A 20,749-nucleotide genomic window follows, 5' to 3' on the forward strand; every position below is an offset into this window, starting at 1 on the left:
ATACCGATTTATGAAACAGAAATTGGAACGCATTATTATTTGAATTTTTGCATCAATTTACTTAACGACGTTAGAAAATTTAATAGACTTAAAAAGTGAATCTACAGCATACCAGAAATAAAAATTTTAAAAACGAGAATGTCCAACAAATTAAAACCAATATGAAAATGAAAAATGTAATTATAACCAGCTTTATTATGGCACTTGTACTAAGCAGTTGTGCTGATAAATCACAAGCGCCAGCACCACCTCCTCCACCGGTTTTACCTGTTGCATCGATAACAAGCGAGAATACTACTACCGATAATGAATATCCGGCTTCGATACAAGGAACTGTAGATGTAGAGATTCGTCCACAGGTAAGCGGAAACCTTGACCGTGTTTTGGTAGATGAAGGCTCTTATGTAAGCAAAGGCCAGATTTTATTCAAAATAAACGAACGTCCTTTTCGTGAGCAGTTAAACAATGCTTTGGCCAGTCTTCATGCTGCTGAAGCTGCTTTGATCAACGCTCAGTTAGAAGTAGATAAATTAACTCCTTTAGTGCAAAACAAAGTAGTTTCTGATTATCAGTTAAAAACAGCCAAAGCTTCTCAAAAAATTGCTGCTGCTAATATCGAGCAGGCAAAAGCAATGGTGGCTTCTGCTAAAATCAATTTAGGATATACTAATGTTACGGCTCCGGTAAGCGGTTACATCGGAAGACTGCCTAAAAAGCAAGGGAGTTTGGTGTCTGCAACAGATGTTGAACCGTTAACTACACTTTCTGATGTACATGAAGTATTTGCTTATTTCTCTTTGGGAGAAACAGATTTTATCAATTTTAAATCTCAGTATGCAGGAAATAGCATTGGAGACAAAATCAAAAAATTACCTCCGGTTTCTTTAATATTAGCTGATAATAACGCTTATCCTCAAACAGGAAAAATTGATATGGTAGACGGTCAGTTTGATAAAACTACAGGTGCTATTACGCTGAGAGCTACTTTTCCGAATGCAAACGGAACTCTACGCTCTGGAAACACGGGAAGAATCCGTTTAGGATTACAGCATGACGATGCTATTCTGGTTCCGCAATCGGCTACGATTGAAATGCAGGATAAAGTTTTTGTCTTTACGGTAGATAAAAACAACAAGGTTACCAAAATACCAATTAGTGTAGTGGGCAAAAGTGGTACTAACTATCTAATTAAAGATGGTGTAAAATCCGGTGACCAAATTGTATTAAGTGGTATTGATAAACTTCAGGAAGGACAAGTGATCCAACCTGAGAAAGCTGCTAAGGTTGCTCAAATAACTAACAAAAAATAATTTTTACGAAAATGTTCAAAATATTTATACAAAGACCCGTACTGGCAACCGTAATCTCGATCTTACTGGTGATTCTGGGAGTACTTGGACTTACGAAATTGCCTTTACAACAGTTTCCTGATATTGCGCCGCCATCGGTTTTGGTAACGGCGGTATATCCCGGAGCTAACGCAGAAACGGTTTTACGTTCGGTTGCGCCCTCTCTGGAAGAATCTATAAATGGTGTTGAAAATATGACATACATGAGTTCTACTGCTTCTAATGATGGTACTCTTGCTATTACTGTTTTCTTTAAATTAGGTACAGATGCCGATCAGGCTGCTGTAAACGTTCAGAACAGGGTGGCTCAGGCGACAAGCCAGCTGCCAGCAGAAGTGGTTCAGCAAGGAGTAATCACGGCGAAACAACAAAACAGTTTCATCATGGCAATCGGTATGTACACGGATGATGAGTCAAAATACGATCAGACTTTTGTTGCCAATTATGCTCAAATCAATATTATTCCGGAATTAAAACGTATTCCCGGAGTTGGTTCTGCCAGTATTTTTGGCGGAGTTAAAGATTACTCCATGCGTGTTTGGTTGAATCCCACACAAATGGCAACTCATAATGTTACGCCAAATGAAGTAATGGCAGCTATTCAGGACAAAAGTCTGGAAGCTGCTCCCGGTAAATTTGGAGAAAGAAGTAAAGAAGTTTTTGAATATGTAATTAAATACAAAGGAAAACTAACCAAACCTGAGGATTATCAAAATATTGCGATTCGCTCTAATACTGATGGCTCTGTACTTCGTTTAAAAGACGTTGCCAGAGTGGAACTTGGTGCCTACTCTTATAACAGTTTAACTCGTTTAAATGGTAAAAAAGGAATTGTAATTGGGGTAATTCAGCTGGCTGGATCCAACTCAAATGATATTCAGATTGCAATTAATAAAATGATGGAAAAAGCTTCTAAAGATTTTCCATCTGGCATAAAACACAATATTTTTTATAGTACAAAAGTATCTCTAGATCAATCTATCGAACAGGTGGAACATACCCTTCTGGAAGCTTTCATTTTAGTTTTCATCGTGGTATTTATCTTCCTGCAAGACTTCAGATCAACATTAATCCCGGCTATTGCTGTACCTGTAGCAATTTTAGGAACGTTCTTCTTCATGCAGTTATTCGGATTCTCGATCAACTTACTAACGCTTTTCGCATTAATTCTGGCGATTGGTATTGTGGTGGATGATGCCATTGTAGTGGTCGAAGCCGTGCATGCGAAAATGGAGCACAAACATTTGTCTCCAAAAGTAGCCACGCATGAAGCAATGCACGAAATAACGGGTGCTATTATCTCGATTACGCTGGTAATGGCTGCTGTATTCCTGCCGGTTGGTTTTATGGAAGGCTCAACTGGAGTTTTCTATCGTCAGTTTGCTTTTACAATGGCCATTGCAATTGTCATTTCGGCTATTAATGCTTTGACTTTAAGTCCTGCTCTTGCCGCATTGTTCTTAAAGGATAATCACACAGCGAATAATAGAAATGCTCCTTACAAAAAACAAGGATTCAAAGAGAAATTCTTTATCGGATTCAACAATAGTTTTGAAGCATTGACCAACCGTTATGTGGGCGGATTAAAATTCTTAATCCGTAACAAATGGGTTAGTTTAGGAGGATTGGCTTTAATTACTTTTGCTACAGTTGTAATGGTCAAAACGACTCCAGCAGGATTTATTCCTACAGAAGATCAGGGTTTTATTGCTATTGCGGTTAATACACCATCCGGTACATCATTGGACGGAACTCAAAAAGTAATGACCGAAGCTGAAAATACGTTAAGAGGTTTAAGTTCTTCCCGATTTGTAACTGCAATTTCAGGTTTCAACTTGCTAACAAACTCTACTAGCCCATCATCTGCGGTAGTTTTCGTATTGCTTAAACCAAATGAAGAGCGTGGAGAAGTTAAAAATATTGATGAAATTATGAATGAAGTCCGCGGAAAATTAGGCGCAATTTCAGGTGGAAGTTTCTTCGTATTTAGTTTCCCGACAGTTCCCGGATTTAGTAATGTTGAGGCATTAGATATGGTTCTTCAGGATAAAACCGGAGGTAAACTGGATAAGTTTAGTGGCATTTCCCAGCAATTTATTGGTGAATTGATGAAACGTCCGGAAATTGCCGTAGCCTTTACCAGTTTCAAAGCCGATTATCCACAATTACAACTGGATATCAACGATGAAAAAGCAGATCAGTTAGGCGTTAAAGTAAAAGATATTCTGCAAACCATGCAGGCCTATTTTGGTAGTGCACAGGCTTCCGACTTTAACCGATTTGGTAAATATTACCGTGTAGTTGTTCAGGCAGATATTGCCGACAGAGCTGATCCTACTGCAATTGACCGTGTGTTTGTAAAAAACAAAAATGGAGAAATGGTCCCTATAAATACTTTGGTAAAACTAAGCCGTATTTATGGTTCTGAAACGGCTTCGAGATATAATTTGTTCAACTCGATTTCGATTAATGCAATTCCGAAACCTGGATTTAGTTCCGGAGATGCTATTAAAGCAATCGAAGAAGTGGCAGCACAACAATTACCTGCAGGTTACAGTTATGAATTCTCCGGGCAAACCCGAGAAGAAATTTCTTCCGGAGGGCAATCGTCAACGATTTTCTTATTGTGTTTGATATTTGTCTATTTCTTACTTGCTGCACAATACGAAAGTTACATTTTGCCTCTTGCCGTAATCTTATCAATCCCTGCAGGAATTTTTGGAGTATTCGCAGCCATTGGTTTAACCGGAATTGAAAACAATATCTATGTTCAGGTGGCATTGGTAATGCTAATTGGACTACTCGCTAAAAACGCAATTCTGATAGTAGAATTTGCCGTTCAAAAACGAAAATCCGGACAAGCTTTGGTTAAAGCATCTCTCGATGCTGCCAAATTACGTCTGCGTCCTATTATCATGACATCGCTGGCTTTCGTAGTAGGATTAATTCCGATGATGAGTGCCAAAGGACCATCGGCTCAGGGTAACCATTCGATTAGTATTGGTGCTGCCGGAGGTATGGTTTCGGGAGTAATTCTTGGGTTAATGATCATCCCGGTTTTATTTATCGTATTCCAACATTTACAAGAAAAGGTTTCCGGAAAACCGGTAGCTGTAATTCATAACGAAGAAAAATAAATGGAAAACTATATAACGACAATTCTGATGACAATCATCGGATGCCTAGCATACATATCGTATAAAGTTTCGAAAGACCTCGAAGCTAAAAAAGATAAATGTCCAGAAATTTAATTACGACAAAGTAAAATGAAAAATTATATAACCAAAATCGTGATGATTGCTATTTTGATCGTCACATTCATATCCTGTAAAGTTTCTAAGGATATTGAAACTCCAAAAGATGCATTTCCTGAAAATTTCAGGAGTGCATCAGTTTCAGCTGACACAACGAGTATCGGAGATTTGGAGTGGAAAAATTTCTTCAAAGAAAGTGATATTGTGGAGCTAATCGATAGTGCTGTGGCGAGAAACAATGACTTGCAGATTGCTGCCAAAAACATCGAAATTGCACAATACAGATTCACACAATCGAAATGGAATAATGTTCCTCAGACTAATTTATTTGTAAATGCCAACACCAACCGTCCGTCTGAAAACAGTTTTACCGGAATGAACCTGAATCAGGCATTAGGTAAACAACACATAGAAGATTATTCTGCCGGAGTTTCTCTTTCATGGGAAGCGGATATCTGGGGAAAAATCAAAAGCCAGAAAAAAGGCGCTTTTGCAAGTTATCTTCAGTCAGAAGAAGTAAAAAAAGTACTGCAAACTAATATTGTAGCTAATGTTTCTAAAGGATATTACAATCTTTTAATGCTGGATGCTCAATTGGAAATTGCTAAGAAAAATGTACAATTGAATGATAGTACGACCAACATCATCAACTTAAAATATGAAGCAGGACAAGTTACTTCATTAGCGATTCAGCAATCTGAAGCACAAAAATTAACTGCTGCGCAACTGGTTCCTTTATTAGAACAAAATATTGCCATTCAGGAAAATGCTTTAAGTGTATTGACAGGATCATTTCCGAATGCTAAAAAAAGAAGTATTGTATTAAGTGCTATTGATATAAGAAATAATACAGCAGTCGGAATCCCGTCTTCAATGGTAAGCAGACGACCTGACGTAAAAAGCGCTGAACTAGCTTTAAAAGCTGCCAATGCAAATGTCGGAATCACAAAAGCGGATCTTTATCCTGCTTTAAGAATCACAGCTCAAGGCGGATTAAACTCTTTTGAAACCAGCAGTTGGTTCAATATTCCGGCTTCACTTTTTGGAACTGCTCTTGGAAGTTTAACACAGCCTTTATTAAACAACAAAAAAGTCAGAACGCAATATAATATCGCTGTTGCGGAAAGAGAAAAAGCAGTCCTGAACTTCAGACAAACTGTTTTAGTTGCTGTTAGCGAAGTTGCCGATGCAATGGTGAAATTAGAAAAATTAGAACAACAACAAACTTTTCTGCAGCAACGTGTAAAAACATTACAACAAGCCATTAAAAATTCGAATTTGTTATTCAAAAACGGAATGGCTGAATATCTTGAAGTCCTTTCTGCACAAGCAAGTTTACTGCAAAGCGAATTAGAATTAGCAGACATTAAAAGAGCACAGCTTTCTGCCAATACCGAATTATATCGTGCATTGGGTGGAGGCTGGAAATAATACCCGTTTTTAATTATTTATTTCGGAAAGCGTTGTGAGACTTCGGTTTTGCAGCGCTTTTTTTTGGCTGTTCGCTTCCCAATGTAAAAAGATATATCTGCTTTCTTCAGAAACATTATAATTTAATTATTTAGAGTTATCTCCATCTTGTCATCCTTAAGAAGGAAGGATCTTCACAAGAAACTCTCAAAAGCATATTCTTTTTATAATTTTATATATTTACTGATGTAAATTTATATCCTTATGAAAACCTACTCTTTTATATTCTTCATCATTTTTATAACTGCAATTAGCTGCCAGAAAAATTCTCAAGCAACAGCAGAAAGAGCTACGAAAACCGAAATAAACGATTCAAAGCATGAATTAGAATCAGCAAAAGCTAGTGAAGTTGCTAATATTTCTGTCATTTCTAAAACAGAACAAAAGCATAGCGAAGAAAAAGAAGATTGCAAAGAGGTAGAAGTAATAATGGGATCTGGGAGAGAATGTATAATACAAAATACAGCCCTTAATAAAGCTTATCAAAATATTATTAAAAACAAAAAAGTAGAAGAATCAGATTATTTTTTAAGAGAGATTCCAAATACAAACAAATCTGTTGCAGTAAATAAAAACGGATTAATCTCTATTGATTATGAAATTTCGAAAAACAAAGTCGCAATTTCAATGAATTATGAAGGTGGTGTCACAGAAGTAACGCTTGAAAAAATAAATAATACAGTCAAAAGAAGTATTTATCATTATGCTGATTAAATAAAAAAAGTATAATATTCTTTGAATTAAACCGCTAAAAGCTCTGAGTTTTTTTGGGTTTTTATTTGCTACAAAAACGTTATAAAGTACTTTTTTTTAAGTCTCCAGCAAATTATGCAGATTTTTTTGCAACAGATTTCACAGATTAAAAAAAGATTTTATTTGCTTAATCTCCAAAATCTGCGAGAGTTTTTCTCGTTACATTTCATCCCTAAGAACGAAGGATTTCCGTGATAAGCTCCATACAGTGAATCTTCAATCTTTGCGGAGCCTCTTGAGGAGATTTCTCCTTCGTCGAAATGACAAAATTGCGTTTATTGCTTACTTTTGAAAAAGCAAACTTTGTGTCCTGGCTTTTTTGCAGCAAAACCATTTACTATGACTTTCAATAAAGAAATATACCTCAACAATCTTAAACAAACCATCGAAAGTTATTACCCTCTTTCTGATCTGTCCTGGAAACTCATTGAAAACATCACCGAATTCCACACTTTAAAAAAAGCAGAAACATTATTACAAAACGGAGAAATCGCTAAAAACCTGCATTTTATAGCAAAAGGAATTTTAAGAGCTTTTATCACTGACCAAGAGGGAAATTTCTATAATAAAAATCTCTTTTTCGAAAATACATTCGCAGGTTCGAAAGTTTCACTGATGCTGCAGATACCTTCAAATTTTACTCTCGAAGCTTTGGAAGATTGTATTTTAATCAACATCAATTATAAAAAATATATGGATTTGATTTATCAAAACGACGATCTTAAGAACTTCTATATTGCTCATTTAGAAAAAAACTGGATCATCGAAAAAGAACAAAGAGAAGTGGCACTCGTTATGCAAAACGCTACTGAAAGATATGTACAACTTCTTAATAAACATCCTGATATTGCAGATCGTATTCCATTATTGCATATCGCTTCACATTTAGGCATTACCCCCACCCAATTAAGCAGGATCAGAAAAAGTCTTGAAAAAGATTTGTAAATCAACATATGTAAAGGTTTTTCAGAAAAGCTAAATTTATCTTTGCCCTATTATTTAAATTCATCCTTCAAAATGAAAAATGTAAACCTCATCAAAGATAATATTGACAATCTAACCGACTTCTGGAAAACAGTTGGAATTCCTCTCCTTGCCTACAACAAACAGAACGCAATAGAATACTGCAGAATAGAAAATTCAGGCTGGCCTAACAAGTTGTGGTTTAAAGAAGATATTACTTCAAAGGATCTTCCCAAAATTATTCAAATTGTAAAAAACAATCCAGGTTTGGTAATTCCGTATTGGGATGTTTTTGAAAGTGATTCCAATAATTTTCTGGAACAAAACGGTTTTGAAATCAAAACCGAGCAGATTGGTATGTTTTTAAAGCTAAATCAAAAATTTACACTTCAGAATCATTTAATTTTCAAAAAAGTAACTACTGAGGAAGATGCCAGAATCTGGTCAGAGGTTTATCCGAATGCTTTTGGCTATGTCATCAGCAAAGACATTCTAATTCAGGATTATCAAAACGTACATTTCTATTTGGTTGCAATAGATAAAACACCAATCGGAACTTTTATGCTTTACCAAACCAGAAAAGATATGGGGATTCATGGTGTTGGCGTAATTCCCGAAATGCGCAGAAAGGGCTTTGCAGAGGAAATCATGAAATTTGCCCTAAATCTCTCTATCGATTTAAATGCTGAAACAGCGCATTTGCAAGCATCAGCGATGGGAAAAGACATTTATAGCCGATTAGGTTTTGAGGATTTATTTGTAATTCGAAATTATGTTTTGAAAAGCGAGTGCATGCCTAACGGATAATACGGATTCACTAAACGAAACGTGGTTAAAACGGATTTTTTGTCATTTCGACGAAAGGAGAAATCACTGAGGGAGAGCAACTCACTGCTGTCGAGTTACTAGTATGATTTCTCCCAAAAGGTCGAAATGACAAGATTGCGATTACTTTACCAAAAATTCTCAAGCAAATTATACAGAATCAAGCTGCCCCATCCTGCTTAATTCTTTGTTCTATCATCTTTCTTCTTCCAATCTAAAAAAAATCATCAACATGTCCTAAATGCCCCTAAAATAGTCAGAAATACCTGTTTTGTTAAAAGATAGTAATAGTAAATTCGTATGTAATATTTAACTAATAAAACAAACCAATGAAAAAAGAAAAAATTATTTTCTGGACAACCACCATTCTTATTTTTCTCTTTGAAGGTGTTATGCCTGCACTAACCTCACAAACTGAGTTAGCAAAAGAAGGAATCAGACATTTGGGATATCCTGAATATTTCGGGAATGCATTAGTGGTTTTCAAAATTCTGGGCGTATTGGCTTTAGTGATTCCACAAGTCCCAAATCGTGTTAAAGAATGGGCTTATGCAGGTTTTGCTTTCGACTTTATATTTGCATCCATAAGTCATTTTGCAGTTGACGGATTGGATTTTCAGGGATTCTTACCTTTAATCATTCTGGCGATTTTAATGACTTCTTATGTCTATTATCATAAAATAGAACGTGCTAAAAAAAGTTCTATATAAATCAGATTGCGATGATAGAAGTTTTTAAAACAAATGTTCAGGAAGCAGCACAGTCAGAAATGATTATAGGGAGGCTTCTTGAGCATTTCCCAAACAGCGTCATCAATTTTGATCTGGAAGACTGCGATAAAATTCTGCGGATTCATGCTTCCGAAATTTCAAATCACAAAATAATCGAACTTTTAAATTCGCATGGTTTTCATTGCGAAGTGCTTTTATAGAATTACTGATTAACAAAACAAACCCGTTGGGTGAAATTAAATTAGTTGATTTTTAATATTGTTGATAGGTCTGTCAAATATGAATTTATTAATGTATTGAATTAATGTCATGGCCGTTATTTTTGCTAAAATTCTTGTTTTAAAACCATTAAAAGATTTAGCATAATTTCTTCGAATTAAAAACTGGTCGCATAGTTGTGAAAACAAAGTTTCAATTCTTTTTCTGGATTTTCTAAAAATATATGGCTGTGGTTTATAGTCTTTCTGATTGATTCTTTTTGGGGTTTCTAATTTGATTTTAACTGTTTGAAATAGGTCTAATTGAACACTCTGGGAAAGATAACCTCTATCTCCAAGAATAACACAATCAGACATTTGGTTTTTGATGTTATTTAAAAAATGAACATCATGAACTTCTGCTTTTGTAATGTCTAAAGAATGAAAAACTCCAGATACAGAACAAACCCCATGAAGCTTATAACCATAAAACCAGCTGTTTTGTGAAGCACAAAAACCTTTAGAAGGAGCTGTTTCAAATTCATCTTTACAGATCTTAATTCTGCTGTGACGAGAAAATTTACAGATTTCCAACGGCATACTGTCAACAATAAAATAGTTTTCGAACTCCAAGAATCGGTTGGCTAATTTGGTTCTGATTTCTTCAGAAAACAAAAACAGTTTTCTTCTTCTTTTATTGAATTGACTACGTTCAATTAAATTAGGAATCATACCGGAACTAATCTGTTTAAAAAGTGAATTCTCACTATCAATAGACATGAATTCAGCTGTTAGACTAAGTGCTATTACCTCTAAATCAGACATCTTGCTACTTCTTCCAACTCTTGATTTAGATACTGAATCATAATTCAAAGAACTTATAACTTCTAAAACCTTAAAATAATTTTTAACTATATTTGACATGGATATTGGTTGTTTAGCGACTTCAAGATACTGCTTTGCAGTGTCTTGACCAATATCTAATCGTTTTTAATTTAACTCAAATAATTTCACCCAACGGGTAAAACAATAAAATAAAAATCGTAATTTTAAGATTCAACTTTAAAATAGTACAAAATGAACCTACCAAAAGGACATCAGACCATCATGCCATATTTGATTTTGCAGGGCGCCTCAAAATTTATCGATTTTACAAAAAAAGTTTTTGGTACTACTGAAACTACTACAAAATCCCTTCGGGAAGACGGAACTGTCATGCATGCCGAAATTATCCTAAACGGCAGTACCATAATGGTAACCGATGAAACTACTGACTGGACAAAACAAACAGCAAACCTGTTTGTATATGTCCCTAATGCAGATGAAACCTATCAAAAAGCAATAAAAAATGGGGCAGTTTCTTTGATGGAATTAAGCAATCAGGATTACGGAAGAACCTGTGGCGTAACAGATCCCTTTGGAAATGTATGGTGGATCACCTCTGTAAATAATTCACATCTTAATTAAAAATTATGAAAACGGAACTAAAAGAAGAAATTACCAAAGCTTTTGAAGAATTAAACGAAACAATTTCTCTATTTACACAAGAGGAGATTAATCGCATTCCGTTTGAAGGAAGCTGGACTGCTGGCCAGGTGACCCGACATATTATAAAAGCAACATCTGGCTTTACTGAAATTTGTGATTCAAATCCCAAAAAGGCAGATCAGCCAGCTGATGCTAAGATTGCTAGACTCAAAGAAATATTCCTTGATTTAGACAAAAAATATGATTCCCCAGATTTTATATATCCGGAAACTAAAGAATACGACAAAATTCTTCTTTTATCAACGCTTCAAAAGATCAAAAATGAAATGCTGAGCATAGCCGGGAATTATGATTTAACGCTTACCTGTGTGGATTTTGAAATACCAGGCATAGGAAATTTAACTATCTATGAGTTGCTTCATTTTGGGGTTTTCCATACGCAAAGACATACTTATCAGCTAAAAAACATCTATATTTCATTAAAAAACAATCCGTAAGCTTAAACAGATAACGGCTGATAATGCTGGATCATTTCTAAAAATACTGTTTCGGTACGGGAAAAATATTGTCTGTTACTGCGGCTTTTTTTAAATTTCTCAAAATATTCTTTAATCGTTCCGTCTTCATAAGTTGAAATCAATAACGGATGCACATAATAGTTTTTACAAACATTTCGGGTGTTTCCTAAAGCTTCAGCGGTAACATCAAAAGCAGTCAAAATATTTTTCCTGATTTCCTTTTCATCTTCTGCAATCCCTAATTCCATTAATGTCTCAAAGAAAATAACAGATGCTGACCAGGTCCGGAAATCTTTGGCACTAAAATATTCTCCTGATATTTCATGCAGATATACATTGACCATGTGACTGTCCATAATTCTCTTTTCGCCATTTTCATCGTAGTATTTAAAAACCTCCCAACCCGGAATTTCTTCACATTTGCTGACTAATTTAATCAGCTTTTTATTTCGGATTGTTATCGTATGCTGTATCCCCTTTTTACCGGTAAATTCAAATTTTATTGCGTTTTTATCAATGTTAATGTGTCTTTTTCGCAGTGTAGAAAGTCCGTAAGATTTATTGTCTTTGGCATATTTTTCATTTCCTATCCTGATATGGGTTTCTTCCATTAAACGAATAACCAGGGCAACGACTTTCTCTTTTGACCATTCTTTTTTTTCTAAATCAGAATCGACCTGTTTTCTTATAACGGGGAGCATTCTCCCAAAATCGGCTATTTTATAAAATTTGGTTTGGTTTCGGATTAAATTCCACTTTGGATGATAGCGATACTGCTTTCGGTTTTTCTGATCCAGTCCGACCGCCTGAAGATGACCATTGGATAAATCCGAAATCCTGACATTTTTCCACGCTGGTGGGAGAACCAGACTGTGAATGCGTTTTAATTCGCTTTTCTTTTTAATACTTTTCCCATTTTTTTTGTAAACAAAAGTATCTCCATCTTTACATCTTTCTATGGGCATTAATTTATCACTTACATAAACTAAATCTAGTTTTTCTATAGCCTTTTGAGGTTTCGTGATTAAAAGGGTCATTAATTTATCTTTGAACTGTGTATTTGTATTCATATTTGTATAATAAATAAGGGGTATTTTTCAGGTATAACCAAAAACCAAGTATTTGATTTACAGTTTTTTAAATAAATCATAAATTTCATACAATAAAAAATATAGTATTAATCTTATTGATTTTTTTTTTAACTTTAAAACACTAATTACAAGCTGTATAGTTTTACATAATTCCCATCTGAAACCTTTTGAGTTAATTTTTTAGCTGATTGGATTAAGTACAGGCTTGCTTCTAAAATAATTTTATATCAAAATAAATTAAGTAAAGAATTGGTTACAAAAAAACATTAAAAACCTTTGCTTCTTATATGAACCGAATGATTTATTAAACGAAATAAAATGATCCCAATGAAAACGCTACAAACTATTAAATCGAAAATTATTTTCATGTCTACGTATCCGCCGACTCAATGTGGTATTGCTACTTATACACAAGATACCATCAAAGGGATTATGGACGTATATGGAAATTCAATCAGCTGTGAAATTTGTGAACTGGTAAAATCTCCTAAAGAAAATCCAACTCAGGCTTTTACATTAAATACAAACGACAAGGAAGATTATGTAAGAGTAGCCGAAGAAATCAATAATGACGATTTGGTAAAACTGGTACACATTCAGCATGAATTTGGTTTATTTGCCGGTAATTACGGAGATTATTTATTAGAGTTTTTAAATGCTATACAAAAACCAGTAACCTTTACGTTCCATAGTGTTATCCAAAATCCAAATGAGGAATTAAAAACTTTTGTAAAGTTACTTTTAAGTTATAGCAATTCTGTTTTTGTGATGACTAATCAATCTCAGGAAATCCTAATGAGAGATTATGACATTCAGAAAGATACTATCACCTGCGTACCTCACGGAACGCACGTTGTGGTCTATGAAACTCCTGAACAGGCAAAACAAAAATTCAATTTTGAAGGCAGAAAAGTACTTTCTACTTTTGGACTCCTGGGTGAAGGAAAAAATATTGAAACCGGATTGCAGGCTTTATCAAAAATTGTAGAAAAAGAGCCAAATGTTCTGTATCTGATTATAGGAAGAACGCACCCTAATTTAATTATAGACGGTATTGATCATTACCGTAATAAATTAGAAGCACTTGTTGAAGAATTAAATTTACATAACAATGTTCGTTTCATCAATCAATATTTAGAAACAAATGAGCTTTTGGATTATCTGAAAGCAACTGATGTCTATTTATTTACTTCAAAAGATCCAAATCAGGCTGTAAGCGGTACTTTTGCTTATGCGATGAGCTGTGCATGTCCTCTTGTTGCTTCAAAAATTCCTCATACTTTAGAAGTTCTAAGTTCAGATTGTGGTATTCTAGTTGATATTGGAAATGTTGACCAGTTTGCTAAAGCAACACTTAAATTGCTTTCTGATGATAATCTAAGAGAAGAAATGGGTAAAAATGCTTTCCGCAAAATGAGAGCATCTTCATGGGAAAATGTTGCCATAACACACATGAGCAGATACACTAATCTAATTGAAAACGATACTGTGATTGAATTTGATTATCCTGAAATTCAATTGAAACACGTTAAAAAACTGACAACCGAATTAGGCATGATTCAATTCAGTAACATTTCGATTCCTGATTTGTCTTCCGGTTATACTCTTGATGATAATGCCAGAGCACTGGTAGCCGTTGGCATGCATTATAAATTGACAGGAGACAAAGATGATTTGCCTTATATGCTGATTTATCTGGATTTTATTCACCGTTGCCAAAAACCGGACGGAAGCTTCATTAATTATGTTGACGAACACAACAGAGAACATATTGAACAAAACGCTGAGGTTAATCTGGAAGATTCAAACGCAAGAGGCATCTGGGCATTAGGAAGCGTGATTGCCATGAAAGATATTTTGCCTGAAAATATGGTACAAAAAGCTTCAGAATGTTTCCTGAAAAGTCTGCCTTGGGCTGAAACGATTCAGTCGCCGCGTTCAATCGGGTTTGCCACAAAAGGATTGTATCTGTACCATTCTGCAATTCCTAACCTATATGTCTCGGCAATCATCAATAAATTAAATGCTAAACTGATTTCGAATTACGAAATTCATGCCACTGAAGACTGGAAATGGTTCGAAAATTATTTAACATACGGAAACGGAATTCTTCCTGAATCGATGCTTTACGCTTATTTGGCAACCAATAAGCCTATTTATAAAAAAATAGCATTAGAATCCCTTGATTTCCTTCTTTCCAAAATGTTCACGAAAAATGGTTTCAAAGTTATTTCAAATAACGGATGGTATCATAAAGGTTCTGAACCTAAAGAATATGGAGAACAACCAATTGACGTTTCATACATTATTCAGACATTAAATGGCTTTTACAATGCATTCAAAAATCCATTGTACAAAGAATACATGAAAACCGCATTTAACTGGTTTTTAGGTAAAAATCATTTAAATCAGATTATGTATAATCCGGTGAGTGGTGGTGGATATGACGGTCTTGAAAAAGACAATATAAATCTTAACCAGGGTGCAGAATCAACTGTCTGTTATCTGACAGCCCGATTAATCATGGAAAATTTTAAAGAAGCCGAGTGCAAGGTAATTGACATTGTTAAAGCAAAGGCAGACCTCATCATAAATTCTTAAAGTGTTTACCTGTTTAAAACCAGATCCCTTTTTAACGAAAGGGATTTTTTTTTATTCAGGACTTTTGCTAAACGTTACTTTTATGTAATTATTGCGCCCGAATGAAAATTATATAAGGTTGTAAAAAAGTTGTGTAAAGAATTTTAACAAGTAAAGAAGTAATTTTCAACTATAATTAAAAAAGAACATACAATTGTTAAAAAACTGATTTTCAAAACACATAACTCTAAATCTAAACATTTTGATTCTCACCTTAAAAAATACTTTCGAAGATATAGGAAATGCAACAATGTTTGCAGTCCGGTTTTTTAAAGAGCTTTTTGTCCCACCTTATGAAACCAGACAACTCCTCAAACAATGTTATATTATTGGTTATAAATCATTGCCATTAGTAGCCATAACAGGGTTTATCATGGGACTGGTACTTACTTTGCAATCAAGACCTACCTTAGTAAAATTTGGTGCCGAATCATGGCTGCCAGGTATGGTGGCTCTTTCCTTAATTCGTGAAATTGCACCCGTAATCACCGCTTTGATTTGTGCCGGAAAAGTATCCTCCGGAATTGGAGCTGAATTAGGTTCTATGAAGGTCACCGAACAAATTGATGCCATGGAAGTTTCCGCTATTAATCCTTATAATTATCTAGTTGTTACCCGAATCCTTGCTACCACTTTAATGGTTCCGATTCTTGTTTTTTTTGCAGATGCAATTGGAATTTTCGGAGGATATATAGGTGTTAATCTACATGGTGATATGAGCTTCTACCGATACATCACAAAGATATTCCAGTCACTTGAGTTTCTGGATTTGATTCCCGCCACGATAAAGACTTTTTTCTTTGGATTTTTTATTGGAATGATTGGATGTTACAAAGGATTCAATGCTTCCAACGGGACAGAAAGTGTTGGAAAGGCTGCAAATTCTGCAGTTGTAACAGCTTCTCTTTCGATTTTCATTATTGATATGCTTGCCGTTCAGATAACCGATTTATTTTTTTAAGATGATTAAAGAAAAAGAAAATACAGAACCTATAACCGATGCAGGTAAAAAAAATCCCATAATCGAAATCAAAGATTTACATAAAACTTTTGGTAAGAATAACCAGGTTTTAAAAGGAGTAAATTTTACCGTAAAAAAAGGCGAAGACTTAGTCATTTTAGGACGCTCAGGTTCCGGAAAATCGGTAACCATAAAATGCATTGTCGGACTTATTACTCCTGATAAAGGCGAAATAAACGTCTTTGGTGAAAATGTATTGGAACTTAAAAAAAAGGAACTCAATGAAATGAGGGTTCGCATTGGATTTTTGTTTCAAAGCGGGGCTTTATACGATTCGATGTCAGTAAGAGAAAATCTCGCTTTTACCCTTAGAAAACACAAGCGCGATTTAAGTGCGGATGAAGTGGAGAAAGAAGTTATGGAAGCCCTGGATGATGTAGGACTGAGCGATGCAATTGATAAAATGCCATCTGAATTATCAGGCGGAATGCGCAAAAGAATAGGTCTGGCACGTACTCTGATTTTAAAGCCTGAAATTATTTTATATGATGAGCCCACTACCGGATTAGATACGATTACGTCAAGAGAAATCAGCGAATTGATATTAGATATCAAACAAAAGCAAAAAACCACTGCAATCATTATTACACATGATATGGCTTGTGCAAAATTAACCGCTGATCGTATTATCGTTTTAAAAGAAGGTACAATACAGGCCGAAGGAACTTACGAAGAATTAGAAAAAAGTGAAGACGAATGGGTACGCTCATTCTTTGAATAAAATTAAAACCAAAAATAAAGATCATGAAGAAACAATCTGGATATAACTGGAAATTAGGAATGTTTGTAACAATAGGTTTACTGCTTTTTATACTCGCAGTTTACTTTATCGGAAAACAAAAAAATCTTTTTGGATCTACATTCCGAATTACATCTAGTTTTAAAACTATAAGCGGATTGGAGGTGGGTAATAATGTACGATTTTCCGGAATCAACATTGGGACTATAGACGAAATTCAGCTGGTTAATGATTCTACCGTTGTAGTAGGAATGGTCATTAAAGATGATGTCCGCAAATTTATTAAAACTGATGCTAGGGCAAGTATTGGATCTGACGGTCTCATGGGAGATAAAGTACTTACCATCACTCCCGGCATAAAGTCACAGACAGCGATTGAAAATAACGGACAAATTGCCTCAGTTAGCAGTGTAGAAATGAGTGACATCATGAAAACTGTTAAAAAAAGTATGGATAATGTCAGTATTATTTCAGAAGAACTGGCGATTTTCAGCCACAGCATGAACAATGGTAATGGGGCGCTGTCAAAATTAATTAGCGATCCGGGAATGGCAGACGCTATGGATAAAACCCTTAACAATCTTGAAAAAGGCACAAAAGGATTCAGTGAAAATATGGAAGCTGCCAAAAGCAACTTTCTGTTAAGAGGTTACTATAAGAAAAAAGAAAAAGAGAAGGAAAAAAAACTGGAAGAAGCAAGAGAAATAAAGGAAGAACAGCTTGAAAAAGCGGAGAAAGAAAAGGAAGAAAAACTGAAAGAAGAAAAGAAAAAAGAGGAGGAAGCAGCTAAAAAAGCTGAGGAAAATAAAAAAGAGAATAAATAAAAGTTTACGCACATGAATTCCCAATTCAAACATATTGCCTTTAAAACAGCAAAATTTTCAGGAATAGTAATAGCAAGTATTTTGCTGTTACTTTTTTTGATTCCGCTGCTTTTCCCGGGTACTGTTGCTTCTCAGGTAAAAAAAATTGCCAATGAAAGATTAGACAGTAAAATGGAATTTTCAAAATCTCATTTTTCCTTCTTTACGCACTTTCCTTCACTCACAGTTTCACTTGACGATTTATCCCTTACAGGCTCCGTACCTTTCAAAAATGACACTTTACTAAAAGCTGAACAGGTTTCTTTTGGAATCAATATCAAGAGACTATTATTTGATAATGAAGTAAAAATTAATGAACTATACGTTTCGAATGCAGATATAAATGTAATGGTCAACCAAAAAGGAGAAGCCAATTATAACATTTATATTGCTCCGAAAGATGTAAAAAAGGATAAAAATGCCCCTGAAGAAGGAACTGCAATTCGCCTGGAACGTATTGATTTTAAAGATTGTCACATCAAATATAACGACCGATCGGCTAAGATTCTAATTGATGCTAAAGGTTTCAATTATGTTGGAAAAGGGAATTTAAGCGAAGATATTTTCGATCTCAATACAGATGCAAAAATCGATAACTTCGATTTTTATTACGACCGGACAGCATATCTCCGAAAAAAAGAATTGCGCGCCGATTTAATTACACGAATAAACACAAACGCACTTTCCTTCATTCTGCAGAAAAATGAATTAAAAATTAACGAGCTGCCTTTAAAGTTTACCGGTTTATTTACCATTTTAAGAGATGGATACAAAATCAATATCAAGGCTGCTTCAGAGAACACTACCGTAAAAGACTTATTGTCTGTAATGCCTCCTGAATATTTAAAATGGCTTGAAGAAACCGAAATTTCCGGAAAAAGTGATTTGATTTTTACTTTCAAAGGCAATTACAATGTATCTAAAAAGCAAAAGCCCGACTTAGCTTTTAATCTAAAAGTTAATGAAGGCGCTATCGATTATCAGAATGCCCCTGCCCCTTTAACCGATTTTCAAATGAATCTGAATGCCATTATGCCTGCTCTTGATGTAGAGAAGCTTTTAGTGAATTTAAAAACTTTTAAATTTAAAGTAGGCGAAAAAGATTATTTCACTGCTTATTTACGAAGCAAAGGTTTTAGTGAAATGGATGTAGATGCAAGCGTAAAAGGCGCATTGGACCTCGCAACTGTTGATGCCGCAATAGGCTTAAGCAGTTTAGAACTCAAAGGAATTTTAAAAACCAATATTCAGGCAAAGGGCACATTCAGTACTTCAAAAAAACTATTCCCAAAAACCATCGGCGGCATTTCATTACGTAATGGCTGGCTCAAAACAGATTCATATCCTAACCCAATTACCGATATCACTTTTGTAGCCAATGCACTTAATAAAGCTGGTACCTACAAAGATTTGATTATTGCTGTAGCCCCTGCTTCTTTTGTTTTTGAAGGCAATCCCGTGTATGTAAATGCCGCACTTTCAGATTTTAGTGATCTGGGGTATAATGCAAAAATCAAGGGCGAACTCAACGTAGGGAATATTTACAAAGTATTCTCAAGAAAAGGAATGGATGTTTCGGGTTATGCCAAAGCAGATCTTGCACTTCAGGGAAAACAAAGCTATGCTACAAACGGACAATATGATAAGCTGAACAATAAGGGAACTATCATACTAAAAAACATCAAGGCAACATCAGCACTTTTTCCCAAAGCATTTTTTATTAAACAGGGAAACTTCAGATTTCAGAATGAAAAAATGTGGTTCGAGAAATTCTACGCTTCTTATGGAAAATCAGATTTTAATATTAATGGATACCTTTTAAATACAATCAATTATTTCCTGGAATCACGCGGAACTTTAAGCGGTAATTTCAATATGAAATCGAAACTGATCAATGTAGATGAATTTATGGCTTTGGAAAAAGGTGAAAATACAGACCGAAAATTAGAAGTAGAATATGCAAAAAAAGATCATCCAAAAATGAGCGGAGTGGTCATTATACCTGAAAATTTAGATGTCAGCCTTACTGCAAATGCAGATAAAGTCGAATATAATGGTCTTGTTTTTAATGATCTTAAAGGAAAAACAGGTATCTCTAAAGGCAATTTTTACTTGCAAAATGCTGTGTTTAATATTATTGATTGTGCACTGGTGGTTGATGCGTCATACACAAATGAATCTCCTACTTCGGCTCGTTTTGATGCACATTTTCGTGCCAAAGATTTCAGTGTTCAAAGAGCTTACAAAGAAATTCCAATGTTTCATGATATGGTAACTGCCGCCGAAAAAGCGTATGGAATTATCTCTGTAGATTACAAAGTAAAAGGCGATTTGGACGGAAATATGAGTCCGATTTACGAATCTCTTGAAGGAGGCGGTACCCTCAATCTGCGCGATGTAAAAATCAAAGGTCTCAAATTATTTGACGGAATAAGTTCTGAAACCGGTCAGGATGGTCTGAATAATCCTGATATGAAAGGTATCGAAATTAAATCAAAAATTGATAAAAACCTCATTCACCTTGAACCATTTACTTTCAGTGTAGCCAGTTTTAGACCAACTATAAAAGGAACGACCAGTTTTAGCGGATTACTGGATTTAAGAATGCGATTGGGGCTTCCGCCATTTGGGATTATTGGTTTTCCTATAACCATTACCGGTACTCACGAAAACCCGAAAATAAAAATATTCAGCAAAACAGGAAAAGAAATACTAGGTGCTGTTTACAACGAAAAAAGCAATAGAGTTGTAAAGAAAGAAAAAGTGAAGTAAAAATAAATAGAGTTCAAAAAAACACATTTATCAAAAAACGTAACCCAATAATATAAAAATATACGCCAAAGCCAT

Annotated in this window: 17 protein-coding genes; 15 read left to right on the forward strand and 2 right to left on the reverse strand. The window is 34.8% G+C overall.

The genetic code is table 11. The features are described 5' to 3' along the window. Window positions 1–167: 167 nt before the first annotated feature. The 8 genes from ACNC7R_RS14225 to ACNC7R_RS14260 all read left to right on the forward strand — a co-directional run bounded on the left by ACNC7R_RS14225 (window position 168) and on the right by ACNC7R_RS14260 (window position 9,545). On the forward strand, window positions 168–1,310 hold the full coding sequence (locus ACNC7R_RS14225) for an efflux RND transporter periplasmic adaptor subunit (RefSeq protein WP_417941728.1): 1,143 nt from the start codon (window positions 168–170) through the stop codon (window positions 1,308–1,310). Between the two features lie 11 nt (window positions 1,311–1,321). Beyond that, window positions 1,322–4,486 (forward strand): efflux RND transporter permease subunit, encoded by a 3,165-nt coding sequence (locus ACNC7R_RS14230; protein WP_417941729.1) that lies wholly within the window; start codon window positions 1,322–1,324, stop codon window positions 4,484–4,486. A gap of 129 nt (window positions 4,487–4,615) precedes the next feature. Continuing rightward, a complete protein-coding gene (locus tag ACNC7R_RS14235) occupies window positions 4,616–6,034 on the forward strand; it encodes a TolC family protein (RefSeq protein ID WP_417941730.1) in 1,419 nt (472 codons plus the stop codon). A 243-nt stretch (window positions 6,035–6,277) separates the two neighbouring features. Beyond that, entirely contained in the window at window positions 6,278–6,787 is a 510-nt protein-coding gene (locus ACNC7R_RS14240; RefSeq protein ID WP_417941731.1) for a hypothetical protein, read from the forward strand. Window positions 6,788–7,165: 378 nt separating this feature from the next. Then, window positions 7,166–7,771 carry a Crp/Fnr family transcriptional regulator gene (locus tag ACNC7R_RS14245; protein ID WP_417941732.1) on the forward strand — a complete coding sequence of 202 codons (606 nt, stop codon included), beginning with the start codon at window positions 7,166–7,168 and terminating at the stop codon, window positions 7,769–7,771. A gap of 72 nt (window positions 7,772–7,843) precedes the next feature. Then, the gene (locus ACNC7R_RS14250; protein WP_417941733.1) at window positions 7,844–8,596 is read left to right on the forward strand and encodes a GNAT family N-acetyltransferase; all 753 of its coding nucleotides are present in this window, start codon (window positions 7,844–7,846) and stop codon (window positions 8,594–8,596) included. 347 nt (window positions 8,597–8,943) lie between these two features. After that, window positions 8,944–9,324 carry a DoxX family protein gene (locus tag ACNC7R_RS14255; protein ID WP_417941734.1) on the forward strand — a complete coding sequence of 127 codons (381 nt, stop codon included), beginning with the start codon at window positions 8,944–8,946 and terminating at the stop codon, window positions 9,322–9,324. 11 nt (window positions 9,325–9,335) lie between these two features. Next, entirely contained in the window at window positions 9,336–9,545 is a 210-nt protein-coding gene (locus tag ACNC7R_RS14260; RefSeq protein ID WP_417941735.1) for a hypothetical protein, read from the forward strand. A gap of 36 nt (window positions 9,546–9,581) precedes the next feature. On the opposite strand, the gene ACNC7R_RS14265 is transcribed toward ACNC7R_RS14260, so the two are convergent. After that, complete coding sequence (locus tag ACNC7R_RS14265) at window positions 9,582–10,367, reverse strand: IS982 family transposase (RefSeq protein WP_417943144.1); 786 nt, start codon at window positions 10,365–10,367, stop codon at window positions 9,582–9,584. 252 nt (window positions 10,368–10,619) lie between these two features. On the opposite strand from ACNC7R_RS14265, the gene ACNC7R_RS14270 reads away from it, so the two are divergent. Then, window positions 10,620–11,009 (forward strand): VOC family protein, encoded by a 390-nt coding sequence (locus ACNC7R_RS14270; RefSeq protein ID WP_417941736.1) that lies wholly within the window; start codon window positions 10,620–10,622, stop codon window positions 11,007–11,009. Between the two features lie 5 nt (window positions 11,010–11,014). After that, on the forward strand, window positions 11,015–11,527 hold the full coding sequence (locus ACNC7R_RS14275; RefSeq protein WP_417941737.1) for a DinB family protein: 513 nt from the start codon (window positions 11,015–11,017) through the stop codon (window positions 11,525–11,527). A 2-nt stretch (window positions 11,528–11,529) separates the two neighbouring features. Here the strand turns inward: ACNC7R_RS14275 and ACNC7R_RS14280 are convergent, their stop codons facing one another. Continuing rightward, complete coding sequence (locus ACNC7R_RS14280; RefSeq protein WP_417941738.1) at window positions 11,530–12,618, reverse strand: DNA topoisomerase IB; 1,089 nt, start codon at window positions 12,616–12,618, stop codon at window positions 11,530–11,532. A 348-nt stretch (window positions 12,619–12,966) separates the two neighbouring features. Here ACNC7R_RS14280 and ACNC7R_RS14285 point away from each other — a divergent pair, with 348 nt between their 5' ends. From ACNC7R_RS14285 to ACNC7R_RS14305, 5 genes are all read left to right on the forward strand, one after another. Continuing rightward, window positions 12,967–15,240, forward strand: coding sequence for a glycosyltransferase (locus ACNC7R_RS14285; protein WP_417941739.1), 2,274 nt, complete (start codon window positions 12,967–12,969; stop codon window positions 15,238–15,240). 241 nt (window positions 15,241–15,481) lie between these two features. Beyond that, on the forward strand, window positions 15,482–16,240 hold the full coding sequence (locus tag ACNC7R_RS14290) for an MlaE family ABC transporter permease (protein ID WP_417941741.1): 759 nt from the start codon (window positions 15,482–15,484) through the stop codon (window positions 16,238–16,240). Between the two features lies 1 nt (window position 16,241). Next, window positions 16,242–17,021, forward strand: coding sequence for an ABC transporter ATP-binding protein (locus ACNC7R_RS14295; protein WP_417941742.1), 780 nt, complete (start codon window positions 16,242–16,244; stop codon window positions 17,019–17,021). Window positions 17,022–17,044: 23 nt separating this feature from the next. Continuing rightward, window positions 17,045–17,863 (forward strand): MlaD family protein, encoded by an 819-nt coding sequence (locus ACNC7R_RS14300; protein ID WP_417941743.1) that lies wholly within the window; start codon window positions 17,045–17,047, stop codon window positions 17,861–17,863. A 12-nt stretch (window positions 17,864–17,875) separates the two neighbouring features. Further along, on the forward strand, window positions 17,876–20,674 hold the full coding sequence (locus tag ACNC7R_RS14305) for an AsmA family protein (protein WP_417941744.1): 2,799 nt from the start codon (window positions 17,876–17,878) through the stop codon (window positions 20,672–20,674). Window positions 20,675–20,749: the final 75 nt, after the last annotated feature.

The sequence above is a fragment of the Flavobacterium adiutor genome, assembly GCF_048282555.1.
In the GTDB taxonomy this organism is placed as follows: Bacteria; Bacteroidota; Bacteroidia; order Flavobacteriales; family Flavobacteriaceae; genus Flavobacterium.

Coding starts and splice junctions, on each gene's coding strand:
- ACNC7R_RS14265 (WP_417943144.1), bottom strand. CDS start 10,367: ATGTCTGATTTAGAGGTAATAGCACTTAGTCTAACAGCTGAATTCATG.
- ACNC7R_RS14300 (WP_417941743.1), top strand. CDS start 17,045: ATGAAGAAACAATCTGGATATAACTGGAAATTAGGAATGTTTGTAACA.
- ACNC7R_RS14270 (WP_417941736.1), top strand. CDS start 10,620: ATGAACCTACCAAAAGGACATCAGACCATCATGCCATATTTGATTTTG.
- ACNC7R_RS14250 (WP_417941733.1), top strand. CDS start 7,844: ATGAAAAATGTAAACCTCATCAAAGATAATATTGACAATCTAACCGAC.
- ACNC7R_RS14285 (WP_417941739.1), top strand. CDS start 12,967: ATGAAAACGCTACAAACTATTAAATCGAAAATTATTTTCATGTCTACG.
- ACNC7R_RS14260 (WP_417941735.1), top strand. CDS start 9,336: ATGATAGAAGTTTTTAAAACAAATGTTCAGGAAGCAGCACAGTCAGAA.
- ACNC7R_RS14245 (WP_417941732.1), top strand. CDS start 7,166: ATGACTTTCAATAAAGAAATATACCTCAACAATCTTAAACAAACCATC.
- ACNC7R_RS14240 (WP_417941731.1), top strand. CDS start 6,278: ATGAAAACCTACTCTTTTATATTCTTCATCATTTTTATAACTGCAATT.
- ACNC7R_RS14275 (WP_417941737.1), top strand. CDS start 11,015: ATGAAAACGGAACTAAAAGAAGAAATTACCAAAGCTTTTGAAGAATTA.
- ACNC7R_RS14225 (WP_417941728.1), top strand. CDS start 168: ATGAAAAATGTAATTATAACCAGCTTTATTATGGCACTTGTACTAAGC.
- ACNC7R_RS14305 (WP_417941744.1), top strand. CDS start 17,876: ATGAATTCCCAATTCAAACATATTGCCTTTAAAACAGCAAAATTTTCA.
- ACNC7R_RS14295 (WP_417941742.1), top strand. CDS start 16,242: ATGATTAAAGAAAAAGAAAATACAGAACCTATAACCGATGCAGGTAAA.
- ACNC7R_RS14235 (WP_417941730.1), top strand. CDS start 4,616: ATGAAAAATTATATAACCAAAATCGTGATGATTGCTATTTTGATCGTC.
- ACNC7R_RS14230 (WP_417941729.1), top strand. CDS start 1,322: ATGTTCAAAATATTTATACAAAGACCCGTACTGGCAACCGTAATCTCG.
- ACNC7R_RS14280 (WP_417941738.1), bottom strand. CDS start 12,618: ATGAATACAAATACACAGTTCAAAGATAAATTAATGACCCTTTTAATC.
- ACNC7R_RS14255 (WP_417941734.1), top strand. CDS start 8,944: ATGAAAAAAGAAAAAATTATTTTCTGGACAACCACCATTCTTATTTTT.